At 67.7% G+C, this 16656-nt stretch carries 16 protein-coding genes; 8 read left to right on the forward strand and 8 right to left on the reverse strand.

The window, feature by feature from the left end; all coding sequences use genetic code 11:
• Window positions 1-26 precede the first annotated feature (26 nt).
• Genes GGQ80_RS17450 through tatC form a run of 3 tightly spaced genes read left to right on the forward strand, consistent with a single transcriptional unit; the run spans window position 27 to window position 1473 of the window.
• Window positions 27-278 (forward strand): twin-arginine translocase TatA/TatE family subunit, encoded by a 252-nt coding sequence (locus tag GGQ80_RS17450; protein WP_183987254.1) that lies wholly within the window; start codon window positions 27-29, stop codon window positions 276-278.
• Between the two features lie 26 nt (window positions 279-304).
• A complete protein-coding gene (gene tatB / locus GGQ80_RS17455) occupies window positions 305-703 on the forward strand; it encodes a Sec-independent protein translocase protein TatB (RefSeq protein ID WP_183987256.1) in 399 nt (132 codons plus the stop codon).
• Complete coding sequence (gene tatC, locus GGQ80_RS17460; RefSeq protein ID WP_183987259.1) at window positions 700-1473, forward strand: twin-arginine translocase subunit TatC; 774 nt, start codon at window positions 700-702, stop codon at window positions 1471-1473. Before tatB ends, tatC begins: the two co-directional genes overlap by 4 nt.
• A 152-nt stretch (window positions 1474-1625) precedes the next feature.
• Here tatC and GGQ80_RS17465 read toward each other — a convergent pair whose 3' ends face one another.
• The 3 genes from GGQ80_RS17465 to rplJ all read right to left on the reverse strand — a co-directional run bounded on the left by GGQ80_RS17465 (window position 1626) and on the right by rplJ (window position 3621).
• Complete coding sequence (locus GGQ80_RS17465) at window positions 1626-2420, reverse strand: hypothetical protein (RefSeq protein ID WP_183987261.1); 795 nt, start codon at window positions 2418-2420, stop codon at window positions 1626-1628.
• 220 nt (window positions 2421-2640) lie between these two features.
• Window positions 2641-3015: a 50S ribosomal protein L7/L12 gene (rplL, locus tag GGQ80_RS17470; RefSeq protein ID WP_183987263.1), complete on the reverse strand. Its 375-nt coding sequence runs from the start codon at window positions 3013-3015 to the stop codon at window positions 2641-2643.
• 90 nt (window positions 3016-3105) lie between these two features.
• The gene (gene rplJ / locus GGQ80_RS17475) at window positions 3106-3621 is read right to left on the reverse strand and encodes a 50S ribosomal protein L10 (protein WP_183987265.1); all 516 of its coding nucleotides are present in this window, start codon (window positions 3619-3621) and stop codon (window positions 3106-3108) included.
• Between the two features lie 582 nt (window positions 3622-4203).
• Here rplJ and GGQ80_RS17480 point away from each other — a divergent pair.
• Window positions 4204-6693: a PhoX family protein gene (locus GGQ80_RS17480; protein ID WP_183987267.1), complete on the forward strand. Its 2490-nt coding sequence runs from the start codon at window positions 4204-4206 to the stop codon at window positions 6691-6693.
• A 201-nt stretch (window positions 6694-6894) separates the two neighbouring features.
• On the opposite strand, the gene GGQ80_RS17485 is transcribed toward GGQ80_RS17480, so the two are convergent.
• On the reverse strand, window positions 6895-8601 hold the full coding sequence (locus GGQ80_RS17485; RefSeq protein WP_183987269.1) for a DEAD/DEAH box helicase: 1707 nt from the start codon (window positions 8599-8601) through the stop codon (window positions 6895-6897).
• Between the two features lie 150 nt (window positions 8602-8751).
• Between GGQ80_RS17485 and GGQ80_RS18350 the strand changes: the two genes are divergently transcribed.
• The 4 genes from GGQ80_RS18350 to rplA all read left to right on the forward strand — a co-directional run bounded on the left by GGQ80_RS18350 (window position 8752) and on the right by rplA (window position 13701).
• Entirely contained in the window at window positions 8752-8916 is a 165-nt protein-coding gene (locus GGQ80_RS18350) for a hypothetical protein (RefSeq protein ID WP_221364480.1), read from the forward strand.
• Window positions 8917-9460: 544 nt separating this feature from the next.
• Entirely contained in the window at window positions 9461-12361 is a 2901-nt protein-coding gene (locus GGQ80_RS17490; protein WP_183987271.1) for a TonB-dependent receptor domain-containing protein, read from the forward strand.
• A gap of 211 nt (window positions 12362-12572) precedes the next feature.
• Window positions 12573-13004 carry a 50S ribosomal protein L11 gene (gene rplK / locus GGQ80_RS17495; RefSeq protein ID WP_183987273.1) on the forward strand — a complete coding sequence of 144 codons (432 nt, stop codon included), beginning with the start codon at window positions 12573-12575 and terminating at the stop codon, window positions 13002-13004.
• 4 nt (window positions 13005-13008) lie between these two features.
• Window positions 13009-13701 carry a 50S ribosomal protein L1 gene (rplA, locus tag GGQ80_RS17500; RefSeq protein ID WP_183987275.1) on the forward strand — a complete coding sequence of 231 codons (693 nt, stop codon included), beginning with the start codon at window positions 13009-13011 and terminating at the stop codon, window positions 13699-13701.
• Window positions 13702-13909: 208 nt separating this feature from the next.
• On the opposite strand, the gene GGQ80_RS17505 is transcribed toward rplA, so the two are convergent.
• From GGQ80_RS17505 to GGQ80_RS17520, 4 genes are all read right to left on the reverse strand, one after another.
• Window positions 13910-14122, reverse strand: a complete 213-nt coding sequence (locus GGQ80_RS17505; protein WP_183987277.1) for a hypothetical protein — start codon at window positions 14120-14122, stop codon at window positions 13910-13912.
• Window positions 14123-14204: 82 nt separating this feature from the next.
• Window positions 14205-15107: a helix-turn-helix domain-containing protein gene (locus GGQ80_RS17510; protein WP_183987279.1), complete on the reverse strand. Its 903-nt coding sequence runs from the start codon at window positions 15105-15107 to the stop codon at window positions 14205-14207.
• Window positions 15108-15431: 324 nt separating this feature from the next.
• On the reverse strand, window positions 15432-15587 hold the full coding sequence (locus GGQ80_RS17515) for a hypothetical protein (protein WP_183987281.1): 156 nt from the start codon (window positions 15585-15587) through the stop codon (window positions 15432-15434).
• 91 nt (window positions 15588-15678) lie between these two features.
• Window positions 15679-16236: a hypothetical protein gene (locus GGQ80_RS17520; protein ID WP_183987283.1), complete on the reverse strand. Its 558-nt coding sequence runs from the start codon at window positions 16234-16236 to the stop codon at window positions 15679-15681.
• Window positions 16237-16656: the final 420 nt, after the last annotated feature.

The raw sequence follows: 16656 nt of genomic DNA on the forward strand, positions 1-16656 counted from the left end.
ACAGGGGAATTTCCAGGAGACATGCCATGGGCAGCTTCAGCCCGATCCATCTGCTCGTCCTCGCCGTCGTCGCCATCCTGCTGCTGGGCGGCGGCCGGTTCTCGAACCTGATGGGGGACGTCGCCAAGGGGGTGAAGAACTTCAAGAAGGGCATGGCCGAGCAGGACGACGACCTGCCGGCGAAGCCGTCCGCCCGGATCGAGGCGAAGAAGGCCGCCGATCCCGCGTTCGACCGCGATGGCAATCAGGTGCGCGACGGCATCCGCGAAGACCGCTGATCGACGCTCGATAGCGCGAGAGGGCCGTGTTCGGCATCGATTCGTCCGAATTCCTGCTGGTCGCGTTCGTCGCGCTGGTGGTGATCGGGCCCAAGGACCTGCCCAAGGCGATGCGGGTCGTTGGCTATTGGGTCGGCCGCGCGCGCGCCGTGTCGCGCCAGTTTCGCCAGGGCTTCGACAATATGGTGCGCGAGGCCGAGCTGGAAGAAATGGAAAAGCGCTGGGCCGCCGAGAATGCGCGGATCATGGCCGAGCATCCGGCGTCGACCAGCGACGCCGCTCCCTCGACAGAGGCTGCGCCGACCGACACGGAGCATGAGGCCGTCCCGGTGATGACCGACAAGCCGATCATGGTCGACCATCCCGTCGTCGAGCCGAGCGATGCCGATCGCCCGGCGCCGCCGCGCGAGGGCGCATCGTCGTGACGACCGAGGTCGACGAGATCGAGGCCAGCCGCGCGCCGCTCCTCGACCATCTGATCGAGCTGCGCCGGCGGCTGCTGTTCTGCATGGCCGCGATCGTCATCGCGTTCGGCGCCTCCTATTTCTTCGCCGAACAGATCTTCGCCTGGCTGGTTCATCCGCTGTTGAAGGCGGGGCAGACCAAGCTGGTCTACACCCAGCTGTTCGAGGCGTTCTTCGTCAAGGTGAAGGTGGCGTTCTTCGCCGCGATGATGATCTCGTTCCCGGTCATCGCCAACCAGCTGTGGCAGTTCGTCGCACCGGGCCTGTACCGTAACGAAAAGCGCGCGCTGCTGCCGTTCTTGCTGGCGACGCCGCTGCTCTTCGCGACGGGCGCGGCGATGGCCTATTATGTCGCGATCCCGATGGCGCTGCACTTCCTGCTCAGTTTCCAGGGCAATGTCGGCGGCGTCCAGCAGGAAGCGCTGCCGACAATGGGCAGCTATCTGTCGATCGTCATGCAGTTCCTGTTCGGCTTCGGCGTGTCGTTCCTGTTGCCCGTGCTGCTGATGCTGCTCGAGCGTGCCGGGATCGTGACGCGCAAGGGGCTGATCGGCGCGCGGCGCTACGCCATCGTCGGCGCCACCGCGATCGCCGCGGTGCTGACCCCGCCCGACCTCATGAGCCAGATCCTCCTCGCGGTGCCGCTGATCGTCCTGTACGAGGCGGCGATCATCGGCATCTGGTTCACCGAACGCCGCCGCGCGAAGGAAGCGGAGACGGCCGAGGGCTGAGGAAGCGCCGGTCGGCGAGCCATCGCAGCAGGTCCGCCGGCTAGCGCCGCGGGATCGGCGCGCTGCAACGCCGCTAATCAAGGAGCCCCAGGGCGACAAAGCATCGTTCCTGGGGCAAGTCATGGGGCGGGTTCATGCTGCCGCTTCGCCGGTCAGAAATGCAGCGAGCGTCCGAGCACCAGCGCGAACGTCAACAACACCGCACCGCCGGCGACGATCACTCGCCAGTCGCGATCGATGGCGAAGGCGCGGGGTGCATCGACGCCTCGCGCCGCGAAGCCGATCGAGATGAAGCCGGCGAGGCCCCCGAACGAGGACGCTGCGGCGGACATGATCGTGATGAACCAGCCGACGGGATTGAGCAGACCGACGATCACCGCGCCGAGCCCCGCCGCCGCATAATAAACGTGGGCGATGCGTTGACGGGCAGGCCGTGTCACCGCGCCGGTGCCGAGCATCGCCGACAGCGTTCGGATCGCCGCGCGGACGACCAGGGTATAGGCCGAGACCCCGACCGCGATCTCGGTCAGGCGAAGGCCAAGCGGATACGGCAGCGCCGCGAGTGCGCCGTGCGGTCCGGTGCCGAGGTCGCCGACGCCGGTCACCCCCGAAAAGCACAGATAGCCAGCGGCGACGAACGCCTCGCTGACCCAGACCAGCCACCAAGCCAGCCGCGCCCGATCGCGTTGCGCACCCCGCCACAGTGCGAACGCGACGATCGACAGTGCGATATTCACCGCGACGCCCGCACAGGCAACGAGGATGGCCGCGCGGGGCGAGGGCGCGTCGCACTGGACATAGAAGGCGCCAATGGTGCGGACATGCCCGCCCTGAAGCACGCAGGTGGCGGCATGGCCGCCGATCTCGTGCCACATCGTCAGGAGCGGCATCAGCAACATGCCCCAACCGGCGATGGTCGGCGAGTCGATCCGTTGTTCGCTCGGCATGCTTTGCCCCCCTTCCGCCAGCAGCTTAGGCGGCGGGAATGGCAAGGCAAGGCGGCGAGCTGGGTTTGATAGCCGAACGAAGAAGGGGCGACCCGTTGCCGGGCCGCCCCTTTTCTAGCTCGCGGCCGCGTCATGGGCGTTCGCCCATGACGTCGAAGCTCGGCGATGCCGAGCCCGGCCGTCCTCGGGTGAGGCGGGCTTGCCCGCCGCACCCTGCGGATTACTTCAGCTCGACGGTCGCGCCGGCTTCCTCAAGCTGCTTCTTGACCTTCTCGGCCTCGTCCTTGTTCACGCCTTCCTTGACGGCCTTGGGCGCGCCCTCGACGAGAGCCTTCGCCTCGGTCAGGCCGAGACCGGTGATCGCGCGGACCTCCTTGATGACGTTGATCTTCTTGCCACCGTCGCCGGTCAGGATCACGTCGAACTCGGTCTTCTCCTCAGCGGCCGGGGCAGCAGCGCCGCCGCCAGCGGCCGGAGCCGCAACCGCCGCAGCGGCCGAGACGCCCCACTTCTCTTCGAGCATCTTCGAGAGCTCGGCGGCCTCGAGGACGGTCAGCTCGCTCAGCTGGTCAACCAGCGCGTTCAGGTCTGCCATGTGTACTTCCTTTGGTGTCGTGGGGGCGTCGCCCCCGGATTGTCGTTCAGTTCAGCCAGTTCGCTACTCGCGCACCGATCCGTATTGGGATCAGGCGGCTTCCTTCTCGGCGTGCGCCGCCAGGACGCGGGCGAGCTGTGCCGCCGGTGCCTGGGCGATCGTGGCGATCTTCGTGGCGGGCGCCACGATGAGGCCGACGATCTTCGCGCGCAGCTCGTCCAGCGACGGGAGCGTCGCCAGCGCCTGCACACCTGCCACGTCGAGCGGCGTCGCACCCATCGCCCCGCCGACGATCTCGAACTTGTCGGTCGTCTTGGCGAAGTCGACGGCCACCTTGGCGGCCGCGACGGGGTCGATCGAGGTGGCGAGGCCGACCGGGCCGGTGAGCATGTCGCTCAGCGAGCCATAGTCGGTGCCGTCGAGTGCGATCCTGGCAAGACGGTTCTTCGAGACCCGATAGGCGCCACCGGCCTCACGCATCTTCGTCCGGAGCTGCGTCGACTGGGCGACGGTCAGGCCGAGGTTGCGGGTGACGACCACCACGCCGACCTCGGAGAAGGTCTGCTTGAGCTCGGCGACGGCTGCGGTCTTCTGATCGCGATCCATGCCATTCTCCACATTGGGGCCCGTCCCTTGTGGGGGCAGGCCCGGTTCACATTGCCGGCGCGCATCGAGGACGAGCGAACTCACCTCGCGGTAGGCCGGCGCGGTGTCCATAGATGGGGAAGGGCACCCGAAAGTGCGGCAGCCCGAACGAGCGCTTATGCGCTGCCGAGCCGATGAATTCCTGTCCCCGCCTCGGTAGGAGATTAAGGCCGCGAGCGGCCACCTACTGTCTTGGACGGACGCCCGGCACAGGGCCGGACTGCGCGCGCCTATACGGGGATAGCCGGGCTGCGTCAATGCGGTGGTTGGGTGGATCACATCCTCCCCCGCCAGGGGGAGGTGGCAGGCGAAGCCTGACGGAGGGGGCGGTAAGCCACGCCCCCCTCGACATGCCCGGCGTCCGCCCCCTCCGTCACGCCTCCGGCGCGCCACCTTCCCCTGGCGGGGGAGGATCATTTTCCCTGAACCGTCACGCAACCGTCACCGTCCCGTCGCGCCGCCTTCACGCCACTGTCGCGCAGCGCCGCCAAGAACGCGGCCATCGGGCAGCTTTGCCCGCATCCTTGATCCGGGGGGATTGCCATGACCACGACGACCGACGCCTTCGCCTATGACGACGGCGATATCGACACCAACCGCAGCCACGGGCGCCACCTCAACGATCTCGTCGCCGAACGCTATTCGCGTCGCCAGACCCTGATGGGCGGCATTTCGGCGATGGCGGCGGCGGCATTCGGCAGCGCGATGCTAACGGGCTGCGACGACGACGGCGATCGCAACGACGCGATCACCGTCTCGGCGGGCAGCGCGGTGGCGACCGCCGCCGGCAAGACGGTGACGCTCGTCGGCACCGTGACGGGGTCGGGCGGCCGGTCGAGCGGATGGCAGCAGACCAGCGGTCCGACGGTCGCACTGACCGACGCCGGCGACGGCAAGGCGACGTTCGTCGCACCCGGCGTCGCGACCGCGACCACGCTCGGCTTCCGCTTCGCCGGCACGTCGTCGGGCGGCACCACCAGCACCGCCGACACCACCGTCACCGTCGCGCCCGCCAGCCTCGACTTCACCGCCGTGCCCAAGAGTCTGGCCGACGTCGTCGCCGTGCCCGCCGGCTATTCGGTCACCGTCCTGTATCGCCTGGGCGACCCGATCAGCGGCAGCGTCGCCGCCTATGCCAACGACGGCAGCGACACCAACTTCGCCGGGCGCGCCGGCGATCATCACGACGGCATGAGCTATTTCGGCCTCGCCGCCAGCGGCACGTCCGCCGACACGTCGAATTCGTCGCGCGGCCTGCTGGTGATGAACCACGAGAATATCACGCAAAGCTATCTCCACCCCAACGGCCCGACGTCGACCAACGGCGTGCGTCCCACCGCAGAGGTCATCAAGGAGATCGAGGCGCACGGCGTCAGCGTCGTCGAGATCACCCGCGCGTCGACCGGCGCGTGGAGCTATGTCGCGGGCAGCAGCCTCAACCGCCGCGTCACGCCCTTCACCCCGACCAGCTTCTCGGGGCCGGTCGCGGGCAATGCGCTGCTCTTCACCGCCTATTCGCCGACCGGGGTCGCTGGCCGCGGCACGATCAACAATTGCGCCAACGGGACGATGCCCTGGGGCACCTACCTGACCTGCGAAGAGAATTGGGCGGGCTATTATCGGCGCGAGGCGGGCGACAATGCGCGTCGTGCCGCGGCGCTAGGGGCGAAGTCGGTCGTCGCCTTCACCCGCTACGGCCTCAGCACCGGGTCTGGCGATACGCTGCGCGTGGGCAATTACGGCTGGGCCACCGCCGCCGCGGGGGATTCGCGCATCGCGAAGTTCAACGCGACCGTCGACGCGACCAAGCCCGCCAACGGCACCGGCGACTTCCGCAACGAGCCCAACCAATATGGCTGGGTGGTCGAGATCGACCCCTATGACCCCAGCTCGACCCCGCGCAAGCGCACCGCGCTCGGCCGCATGAACCACGAGGGCTGCTGGCCCGGCCGCACCGTCGCCGGGGTCAAGCCCGCCTTCTACATGGGCGACGACGCGCAGAACGAATATATCTACAAATTCGTGTCGAACACCGCCTGGTCGGCCGCCGATGCGACGCCGTCGAGCCGCCTGGCGATCGGCGACAAGTATCTCGATTCAGGCACGCTCTACGTCGCGCGCTTCAACGCCGACGGCAGCGGCCAGTGGCTGCCGCTGGTGTTCGGCCAGGGGCCGCTCACCGCGACCGGCTACGCGACCTATGCCTTCGCCGATCAGGCCGACGTGCTGACCCACGCGCGCCTCGCCGGCGACGCGCTGGGCGCGACCAAGATGGACCGCCCCGAATGGACCGCGGTCAACCCGGTGACGGGCGAGATGTACTGCACGCTCACCAACAACTCGTCGCGTACCGTCGCCAACACCGACGCCGCCAATCCGCGCGCCTATACCGACCCCAAGACGACCGGCGGCCAGACCAACGGCAACGCCAACGGCCATATCGTCCGCCTGCGCGAGACCGGCGACACGACCGAGGCGACCAGCTTCACCTGGGACATCTATGCGTTCGGTTCTGGCGCCGACCTGAATGCGCAGAACATCAACCTGTCGTCGCTCGACGCGACCAACGACTTCTCGTCGCCCGACGGCCTCTGGTTCGCACGGTCGAGCAACGTATCGGGCCAGGGCACGCCGCTGCTGTGGATCGAGACCGACGACGGCGCCTATACCGACGTCACCAACTGCATGCTGCTCGCGGCGATCCCCGGCACGGTCGGCGACGGCGGCACGCGGACGATCACCAATACCCTGGGGTCGACCAGCGGCACCCAGGCGACGCGGGTCGGCAAGACGTCGGGCGCCAGCCTGAAGCGCTTCCTGGTGGGGCCGAAGGAGTGCGAGATCACCGGCATCGACACGACGCCCGATGGCCGCTCGCTATTCGTCAACGTCCAGCACCCCGGCGAGAACGGCGGCCCGTCGAACATCACCTCGACCTGGCCGCAAAGCCAAGCGACCGGCACCGGCACCGGCCGCCCGCGCTCCGCGACGATCGTCATCACCAAGAACGACGGGGGGATCGTCGGGATTTGAGGCCCCCCGTCATCCCGGCCTCGAGCCGGGATTCATGGTTCCGCGGGCGACTGTGTCCGATCTTGAGTTCAGTCGCTCGCCGCATGATGGATCCCGGGTCGAGCCCGGGATGACGTCGGGGGCGGCCTCCCCAACCTCCGTCATCCCGGCCTTGAGCCGGGATCCATGACTCCGCAGGCGACTGCTTCCGTTTTCGAGACCCTACCGCCGACGCGGTGCCCCGCGGTTGGGGCCGCCGCGGGCGGGGCCGCCGCGCGGCGGGCCGCGGCGCGGACCGGCGCCGGTGTCGTTGCTGCGCACGGGGGCGGGGCCGCCCTCGGCCGGCTCGATGCGGATGCCGCTTTCGTCCTCGCCGTTGGAGCCGGCGGTTTTGATGACCGCCGCTGCGAACTTCGCCGCGATCGCGCGCGGGATCTGGAAACCCGTCTCGTTCGGCTGGATGCGGATCGCGCCGACCTCGTTCTTGGTGATGTTGCCGCGGCGGCAGATCAGCGGCAGGATCCAGCGCGGGTCGGCATTGTGGCGCCGGCCGACGTTCATGCGGAACCACACCGTATCGTCGAAGCCCTCGCGATGTGCGGGCTGGCTGCGCTCGGGCGCGCGGTCGATCATGTCCTCGGGCGCGGGCAGTGCCGCGCGGCGGGCGTGGACCAGCGCTTCGGCCAGCTCCTGCGCGCTTTTCTGCGCCACCAGCTCGGCGGCGAGGACGCGATCCTCGTCGTCGACCTCGACGGGCTCGAGCAGCATTGTCATCAACCGCTCGCGATCCTTCTCGCGGATCATCTGCGCGGTCGGCACCGGCTCCCACCGCGCCGCGATCCGCGCCGAGCGCAGCATCGCCTCGGTCCGCCGCTGGCGTGGATAGGGCACGACGAGCACCGCGGTGCCCTTGCGCCCCGCGCGTCCGGTGCGGCCCGACCGATGCTGCAGCGTTTCGGCATCGCGCGGCAGCTCGACATGGACGACCAGGCTGAGCGAGGGCAGGTCGATGCCGCGCGCGGCGACATCGGTCGCGACGCACACCCGCGCACGCTGGTCGCGCAGCGCCTGCAACGCCTGGTTACGCTCGTTCTGCGAATGCTCGCCCGACAGCGCCACCGCCGCGAAGCCGCGCTCGGTCAGGCTGGCGTGGAGGTGGCGGACATTGTCGCGCGTCGCGCAGAACAGCATCGCCGTTTCCGCCTCGTAATAGCGCAGCAGGTTGATGACCGCGTGTTCGATGTCGGCGGGCGCCACCGCGATGCCGACATAGTCGATGTCGCCATGGCCGCGATCCTCGCCGATCGTCGCGATGCGCAGCGCGTCGCGCTGGTACGTCTTGGCGAGCTGGACGATCGGGCGCGGCATCGTCGCCGAGAACAGCAGCGTCCGCCGCTCGGTCGGGGTCGCGTTGAGCAGCGTCTCCAGATCCTCGCGAAAGCCCATGTCGAGCATCTCGTCGGCCTCGTCGAGCACCGCGACCTTCAGCGCCGACAGGTCGAGCGCGCCGCGTTCGAGGTGATCGCGCAACCGGCCCGGCGTGCCGACGACGATGTGTGTGCCGTGGCCAAGCGAACGCCGCTCGCGCGAGGCATCCATGCCGCCGACGCAGGTCGAGATCCGCGCGCCCGCGCCCTGATAGAGCCAGGCCAGCTCCTTGGCGACCTGAAGCGCAAGCTCGCGCGTCGGCGCGATCGCCAGCATCATCGGCAGGCCGGGGGCGGGCAGGCGGCCATCCTCGCCGATCAGCTCGTCGCTGGCGGCAAGGCCGAAGGCGACGGTCTTGCCCGACCCGGTCTGGGCGGACACGAGCAGGTCGCGGCCGTGCGCCTCGTCGGCGACCACGGCGGCCTGGACGGGGGTAGGCTCGGTATAGCCACGTGCGGAGAGCGCTTCGGCGAGCGCCGTCGGGAGAGTCGCGAATGTCATGGAAGGCGCCACATAGGCGCTCGGCGGGGAATTTGCCATGTCTGGTCTGGCGGCTTTCCCCTCGTCGCGATCTAACCCACGGTTTTAACATGATTAGTGGCGGGTTTCCGTCGCTTGCAGGATCGTGCTGGCGACACGGGAGCCATGTCAATGACCGATCATCGGCAATTTCATTACGCCAGGGCAGAGGCTGAACGGGAAGCGGCGCAACACGCCACCTGTATCGAGGCGGTGCGCGTACATTGCGCCCTGGCAGACCTCCATTTGGCACTGGTCGAACCGGAAGACGACGAGGGGGAGCCTGACCGACCATAACAACCCATCGTCATCCCGGCCGCGAGCCGGGATCCAAGGCGCCGCGAGCGACTGTCTCGACCCTCCAGCCTAAACGCCCGCCGCACGCTGGATCCCGGGTCGAGCCCGGGATGACGAATGCGTGGGAAGGCGATCATCGAGCGTCGGAGCGTTAGGGTGCCGGGCGAACCCTGGCGCGGCGGCTAAACTCCAAACATGACAGCAACATGGTGCGCCCCGCGGCCAGCGCGCCGATAAACCCGGTTGTACCCCCAGTAACCGCCGCAATTCCGCCAGCGACAGCGTCCCCCGCCATGCCGCGCGCCTAGGCCTCCGACATGAACGATACGTCATAAACCGTGCCCTTTCCGCCACACGAGCTACGTCATCACCGCTGACGCAAACGGGCCGTATTTACGCCCACCCCAGACGGGCGCAGTCCTGGCGGCAAGGCACTGCCAGCGTTCTTTCCGTGGGGGGGAGGACGGACGTCCGGGGCGAGGTGGGTCACGATTGACCCACCCCGCCGCGGCGGCGCCGATCGTGACGACTAAGGACAACCCCCATGACCATCTCCACCGTCCCGCTACGTGCATTGCTGCTCCGCGGCGCCGCTATGTCGCTCGTGGCCGCGCTCGGCGCCGGGCTGGCGACGCCCGCCTTCGCCCAGGATGCCACGCCGCAGCAGGCGACCCCGGCCCCGGCGGCGCCCGCAACCACCGATGCCGAGCAGCCGCAGGGCGGCGACATCGTCGTCACCGGCACGCTGTTCCGCCGCACCGATACCGAAACGCCGTCGCCCGTCACCGTGCTGACCGCCGACAATCTCGCCCGCGCCGGCATCACCACCGCCGCGGATGCGGTGCGGTCGATCTCGGCCGACAATTCGGGCTCGGTGCCGACCGCCTTCGCCAACGGCTTCGGCGCTGGTTCGTCGGGCGTCTCGCTGCGCGGCCTGACCGTCAACTCGACGCTGACGCTCGTCGATGGCGTGCGCACCGCCTATTATCCGCTCGCCGACGACGGCCAGCGCTCGTTCGTCGACCTCAACACCATTCCCAACGCGACGATCGACCGCGTCCAGGTGCTGAAGGACGGCGCCTCGTCCAGCTACGGCGCCGACGCGATCGCGGGCGTCGTCAACATCATCACCAAGAAGGAGATTACCGGCCTGTCGGGCACCGTTGAGGCGGGCGTCACCGGGCGCAAGGACGGCGGCGAGCAGCGGGCGACGCTGACCGGCGGCTATGGCAAGCTCAGCGAACAGGGCTTCAACGTCTATGTCAGCGGCGAATACCAGCACGACGACGCGATCTATGCCCGCAAGCGCGGCTTTCCCTACGACACCGCCGACCTGACCTCGATCGGCGGCGACAACAACAACCCGGGCTCGATCGTCCCCGGCACCACGACCAGCGCGATCGTCGCGCCGACGACGCAGACGATCCCCGGCAACATCCTGTCCGGCTCGGGCATCGTCACCGGACCTTGGCAGGTGCTCAACCCCGCCGGCTGCCGCCCGGGCCAGATCCCCGTGTCGGGCAGCGCCGGCAACGGCTGCGAGCAGAATACCGCACGCGACTATGGCCAGATCCAGCCGTCGCAGACGCGCTATGGCGGGACGATCCACGGCACGCTTCAGATCAACCCCGATACCCAGGCCTATGCCTCGATCAGCTATTTCCAGAACGAGGTGACGTCGAACGGTTCGCCCTCGACGATCCGCGCGGCGAACCCGATCAACACGCTGTCGATCGTGCTGCCCGCGACGCTTAGCAACGGCCAGCTCAATCCCAGCAATCCGTTCGCGGCGAACGGCCAGGCAGCGGCGATCCGCTATCTGTTCGGCGACATCGCGCAATCCTCGTCCTATCGGAACCGCGTCCTGCGCAGCCAGGTCGGCATCACCGGCAAGTTCGGCGACGGCTGGGGCTATCAGGTCGATGCGACCGCGGCGAAATCGTGGCTGACGATCACGCAGGACGGCTATATCAACCTGCCGGCCCTGACCAATGCGATCAACACCGGCAGCTACAATTTCGTCAATCCCGACCTGAACTCGGCCGCGGTGCGCAGCGCGCTGTCGCCGACGGTGGTGACGCAGGCGACCAGCGACCTCGACATGATCCAGGGTACGCTGACCAAGGACGTGTTCCAGCTGCCGGGCGGCCCGTTGCAGGTCGGCGTTGGCGGATCGTTCCGTTACGAGGCGGTCAACGATCCCAATCAGAACGCCAGCGCGCAGACGATCAACCTCAACCAGTTCACCGCGGTCGGCAGTCGCAAGGTGACGTCGGGCTATTTCGAGATCAACGCGCCCGTCCTGACCTCGCTCGAGATCGACGGCTCGGGCCGCTACGACCATTATTCCGACGGCTTCAGCAACTTCTCGCCCAAGATCGGCGCGAAGTTCACCCCCATCCGCCAGTTCGCGATCCGCGGCACCTTCTCCAAGGGCTTCCGCGCGCCGTCCTTCGCGGAGAAGGGCGGCTCGGTGATCGGCTTCACCAGCGCGCGGCCGCCTTGCTCGATCCAGGTCCAGCACGGCGCGACCGCCAACGGCGACGGCACCTGTTCGGGCGGCAGCTCGTACAACCAGGCCTATGGCATCGGCTTCAACACCATCGGCGACGCCAATCTCGCGCCGGAAAAGTCGACCAGCTATACCGGCGGCATCATCGCCCAGCCGACCCGCTGGCTCAGCCTGACCGCCGACTACTACAACATCAAGAAGACCGGCGTCATCACCGCGGCGCCGCTCAGCAACACCGCGCTGTCGGCCTATTACGCCGGCGGGACGCTGCCGACCGGCTATTCGATCACCCCCGATGCGATCGATCCCAGCTTCCCCAATGCGCCGCGACGCGCATTGTTCGTCAACGGGCCGTTCGCCAACGCCGCCGCGCTCAAGACGTCGGGCATCGACTTCGCCGCCCAGCTCTCGTTCCGCCCGCGCGACGACATCCACTTCACCAGCCGGGCCGAAGCGACGTACATCCTCCACTATCGCTTCAAGTCCGACGACGGCAGCGACTATGTCGATTACGTCGGCACCCAGTCGCCCTACGTCACCTCGTCGGGCGCGGGCACGCCGCAATGGCGCGGCAACTGGCAGAACAGCCTCGACGTCGGCCGCTACTCCCTCAACGCCACCGCTTATTATGTCGACGGCTACAAGGCGGTGGGCATCGACCAGTTCGGCGGCAGCGATTGCGCGTCGAGCAGCACGTACCAGGGCAGCGATCCCAACTTCAATTGCCGGGTGAAGAGCTTCATCGACGTCGACCTGAACGCCAGCATGAAGGTGAACGACCAGTTCCAGCTGTACGTCAACGTCATGAACCTGCTCGACGCCCGCGCCCCGCTCAACGCGGGCAACTATGCCGCGACCAACTACAACCCGACCTATACCCAGGCGGGCGCAGTCGGCCGCGCCTTCCGGATCGGCGCGAACTTCACGTTCTGACGCCGTAACGGGGGGGAGGGGCGTCGCGCCGTGCTGGGAGCGCGGCGCCCCTTTCGTGCATGGTGGACAAGCCGCACCACTTCCGCTAAGCGCCGCCGCTTCCAACGTAAGCTGGAACCGTGCGGGAGGATGCGAAGGCGTCCGCCTGGACCGCTAAACTTGAACGATCGCGCCGGGGCGAGGCCTCCCGCGATCCTACAGAGTGAGTGACATGGCAAAGAAGATCACAGGTTACATCAAGCTGCAGGTGCCCGCGGGCGCTGCCAATCCGTCGCCGCCGATCGGCCCGGCGCTGGGTCAGCGCGGCGTCAACATCATGGAATTCTGCAAGGCGTTCAACGCCCAGACCGGCGACATGGAAAAGGGCGCGCCGCTGCCCACCATCATCACCGTCTACGCCGACCGTTCGTTCTCGTTCGAGACGAAGACGCCGCCGGCCACCTTCCTCATCAAGAAGGCGCTGAACCTCAAGTCGGGCTCGAAGGAGCCGGGCAAGACGTCGGCGGGCACGATCAAGCGCTCGCAGCTGTCGGAGATCGCCCAGGTCAAGATGAAGGACCTGAACGCGAACGACATCGACGCGGCGACGAAGATCATCGAAGGCTCGGCCCGCGCGATGGGCCTCGAAGTGGTGGAGGGCTAAGACCGTGGCCAAGCTGAGCAAGAAGCAGAAGTCGCTGTCGATCGACGCCGAGAAGCTGCACGGCATTGCCGAGGCGATCGACCTCGCCAAGCAGAACGCGACGTCGAAGTTCGACGAGACCATCGAGGTGTCGCTGAACCTGGGCGTCGACCCGCGTCACGCCGACCAGATGGTCCGCGGCGTCGTCAACCTGCCCGCGGGCACCGGCAAGACCGTCCGCGTCGGCGTGTTCGCGCGCGGCGCCAAGGCCGACGAAGCACGCGCCGCCGGCGCCGATGTCGTCGGTGCCGAGGATCTGATGGAAACCGTCCAGGGCGGCACCATCGACTTCGACCGCTGCATCGCGACCCCGGACATGATGGGCGTCGTCGGTCGCCTCGGCAAGGTGCTGGGCCCCAAGGGGCTGATGCCGAACCCGAAGCTGGGCACCGTCACCATGAACGTCGCCCAGGCGGTCAAGGACGCCAAGTCGGGCCAGGTGGAATACCGCGTCGAAAAGGCCGGCATCATCCACTCCGGTATCGGCAAGGCGAGCTTCTCGGCCGAGGATCTGCGCCGCAACTTCGACGCGCTGGTCGATGCGGTCGTCCGCGCCAAGCCGTCGGGCGCCAAGGGCAAGTACGTCAAGAAGGTCGCGATCTCCTCGACGATGGGCCCGGGCATCAAGGTCGACACCGCCGAGGTTGCCGGCGCCTAATGCGCCGACAACCGGACGGCCGGCCGGCGGCGCCGTCAGGCGACCGTCCGACGTCACGGGATTGACGCCCGTGGCGTCCGCCTGAGGAAAGTAGCAAAAGGGCCGGGAGCGATCCCGGCCCTTTTTGCGTCTACGGCCTGCGTACCCGAAACCCGTGATGCCGAACTCGTTTCGGCATCTCCGTCAGAAGGCGCGTGCCGTCGCCTGATCAGGGCGCCGTCGTCCCGACGACCGCCACCGTCCCGATCGCCCCGCGCCGCCGCGCGAGGACCTGCTGCTCCGACAGGGGCTTGCCCATCGCGATCCGCGGTTGGTTGCGCTCCGGCGCGCCACGCTGGGCAAAGCCGACCGCGACGATCAGCGCCAGCACGATCGCGGCGATGCCGCCCAACGCGATGTACGAGGTCTTTCCGGCCTTCATCGACACGCTCCCGAAGTGAAGATCGCATCAAACTCTTCGCAAAGAAAAGAGCCGCACCGGGCAGATGACGGGCAATATTTCCTTACGATAAGGTGCGGACGGCGATCCGCCGGCGTCCGGCCCGAACGCGCTTCCGCTTGCCCCCGAACAGCGCGCGATCCTGCCCCGCCTCGCCCCCGGGTTTCGCCTTCGACCAGCCGCCGACCTGCGCCAGGTCGGGCAGCGCCACCCGCTCGGGTGCCCAGCTCGCCTCGCCACGCGCCCGCCGCCCCGCCTCGGCCAGCTCGAACCGCTCACGCTCGCGCGCCTGGGCCAGCCGGTACATCACCGCGATCCGATAATGATGCGCGTCCTTCGACTCGCCCCGCTTGCGCTTGAGATGCGCCGGCTCCGCCAGCAGCCGTGCCTCCTTCTGGTGCAGGTACAGCAGCTGCAGCGCCTGGTTCGCGGTCATCGGCGGGATCGGCGGCGGGTCGTTGTGCCGCCACGCCTCGGCGGCGCCGCTGCCGTCGAGGCCCTGCGCCAGCAGCGCGAGCTCAATCCGGTCGTACCCCGTCTCCAGCGCCAGCCGCATCTCGCGCGCGAACACCGGATCGCGCCGCCGCCGCGCATAGAAGCTCGCATGGCTGAACCCAGCCGCCGCCGCGGCCAGCCGCACGTTCGCCGTCGCCGACAGCGCCAGCAGAAACGCCTGCTCCGCCGCCCGCGTGATTCCGCCCGGGCGGTTACGCCGCCACTGGCTGCCCCCCGCCGTCCGCACCCGATGAAGCCCCTCTACCTCGCCATCGTCGGGCGTCGCCGCCGACACCACCAGCGCCGCCGCCCAGGCGGTCGCGAACGCCGGATGCTTCGCCCGCCGCTTGGTTAAGGTCGACCGATGCACCCCCAGCGCCCGCGCCGCCTCGCGCACGTTGCCGCACCGCGCGAGCGCTGCGAGGAAGGCTTCGTTCTCGGCGAGCTGCCGGGGAGAAAGGGGACGCGCCATCGATCAGGGTGACAGCGCGGAAAGTCCTACATTGCAAGCGGCGGGGGATCATCCCAGCGGTGGCACGCGCATCGAAATAGCGCTGTGGAGCGCATGTCCGCTCGCGCCACCATGCACCACCAGAGCGGCCAGTCCGCTATCGCTCCCAGGAGCAAGCGGTCGTGAGACGATCAAGCAGCCGTTGTCACAGCAACAGGCGTTGCCCAAACGGGAACGGCATAGCCGGCCAGAAAATTGGGTGTGCGGCCTTCGTCTGGCACCGTCACTCCGAGGGCAACAGGATGGCGGACAGTATCTCTAGCGCCAAGCCGCAGGCCAGAAGGGCTAGGCGAGCGGATTCGAATCGTTACGAGCGGCCTCGACCGCCTCGATGCATTCAGCCAACAGCGCCGCGGCGAGGGTGTTGCCCTGCAGGTCGGCCTCAGCGAGCGCTTCCTCCAAAAGGCCGAAAAGTCGATCGAGGTTGCCGTCTTTCGTCATACGATGCCTCAAGACCGAGCGGATCGGATACGCTATGTGTCTCTACGCGTCCACGCCAACACCACAAACATAGGCTAGTAGCCACATGGCATCATTCGACGGAAATCTCGATCTCGCCAAGACGCAGGTCGCGCTGCGGGCGCTGCGCTATGGTCATTTTCCCGCGGACATATTCGATGAATATGCGTGGGACATGATGCTGCATGCGTATATAGCCGCGCTGCGAAAGCAGACGATCTATATCGACAACCTGGTAAATCTGACGTCGAAGAGTAAGAAAGTCGGAGACCGTTGGGTTAGCCATCTCCTGAAACTCGGTATCGTCGAGGTGGACGACGAGATCATAAAGTTGAGTGACGAAGGATTCGAGCGAATGGACAGATACCACGACTTGTCGCTTGAACTTACGACCACGTAGCTTGGCTATAAACGACTGACGGAGACGCCAGACGTTCAGATGTGGATGCTTGACCGCATGTAGTGTCTGCGCGGGCCTGGCACCTTGGGCAATCTGGCTGTCGCTGACAGCGCCTGCTTCGTCGCAAGCGTGATCACACCCGCTCGCGTTCACCGCCATTGGCTGCCGCCCGGCTGTTCGCACCCGGCGTAGTCCCTGCACCTCGCCGTCGTGAGGCTGCGCGACCGCCACCCCCAGCGCCGCCGCCCAGGCCGTCGCGAACGCCGGATGCTTCGTCCGCCGCTTGGTGCAGGTCGACCGGGCCCACGCCCAGCCCCTGCGGCGCCTCGCAAACGTTACCGCATCGCCCCAGCGCACACAGGCAAGGCTTCCTTTTTAGCCAGATGCCGGGGAGAGGGGGTGCCATCGGGCTAGGTGACAGCGCAGGAAGTCCTGCATTGCAAGCGGCGGGGGTTGGGCGATCGGCGTCCGGTCGGCGCATGCCTAGGCGAGAGTCGCTGAACACATGTCTGCTTCTGCCATCATGCCCACCGGAAGCGGCCATTCGGCTTTCGCCCCAGAAGCGTTGGGGTGGACGCCCCCTGACGGCATCGATGTGCCAGAGTGGAGGTGTTGAAGCACCACTGCAGGAGGCGTCCATGGAAGAGGTTA

It is taken from the genome of Sphingomonas jinjuensis, assembly GCF_014197105.1.
Classification (GTDB): Bacteria; Pseudomonadota; Alphaproteobacteria; order Sphingomonadales; family Sphingomonadaceae; genus Sphingomonas; species Sphingomonas jinjuensis.

What these genes read in the sequence shown, in the direction of transcription:
- GGQ80_RS17450 (WP_183987254.1), top strand. Translation starts at nt 27, where the DNA reads ATGGGCAGCTTCAGCCCGATCCATCTGCTCGTCCTCGCCGTCGTCGCC.
- GGQ80_RS17465 (WP_183987261.1), bottom strand. Translation starts at nt 2,420, where the DNA reads ATGCCGAGCGAACAACGGATCGACTCGCCGACCATCGCCGGTTGGGGC.
- rplL (WP_183987263.1), bottom strand. Translation starts at nt 3,015, where the DNA reads ATGGCAGACCTGAACGCGCTGGTTGACCAGCTGAGCGAGCTGACCGTC.
- rplJ (WP_183987265.1), bottom strand. Translation starts at nt 3,621, where the DNA reads ATGGATCGCGATCAGAAGACCGCAGCCGTCGCCGAGCTCAAGCAGACC.
- GGQ80_RS17480 (WP_183987267.1), top strand. Translation starts at nt 4,204, where the DNA reads ATGACCACGACGACCGACGCCTTCGCCTATGACGACGGCGATATCGAC.
- GGQ80_RS17485 (WP_183987269.1), bottom strand. Translation starts at nt 8,601, where the DNA reads ATGACATTCGCGACTCTCCCGACGGCGCTCGCCGAAGCGCTCTCCGCA.
- GGQ80_RS18350 (WP_221364480.1), top strand. Translation starts at nt 8,752, where the DNA reads ATGACCGATCATCGGCAATTTCATTACGCCAGGGCAGAGGCTGAACGG.
- GGQ80_RS17490 (WP_183987271.1), top strand. Translation starts at nt 9,461, where the DNA reads ATGACCATCTCCACCGTCCCGCTACGTGCATTGCTGCTCCGCGGCGCC.
- rplK (WP_183987273.1), top strand. Translation starts at nt 12,573, where the DNA reads ATGGCAAAGAAGATCACAGGTTACATCAAGCTGCAGGTGCCCGCGGGC.
- GGQ80_RS17505 (WP_183987277.1), bottom strand. Translation starts at nt 14,122, where the DNA reads ATGAAGGCCGGAAAGACCTCGTACATCGCGTTGGGCGGCATCGCCGCG.
- GGQ80_RS17510 (WP_183987279.1), bottom strand. Translation starts at nt 15,107, where the DNA reads ATGGCGCGTCCCCTTTCTCCCCGGCAGCTCGCCGAGAACGAAGCCTTC.
- GGQ80_RS17515 (WP_183987281.1), bottom strand. Translation starts at nt 15,587, where the DNA reads ATGACGAAAGACGGCAACCTCGATCGACTTTTCGGCCTTTTGGAGGAA.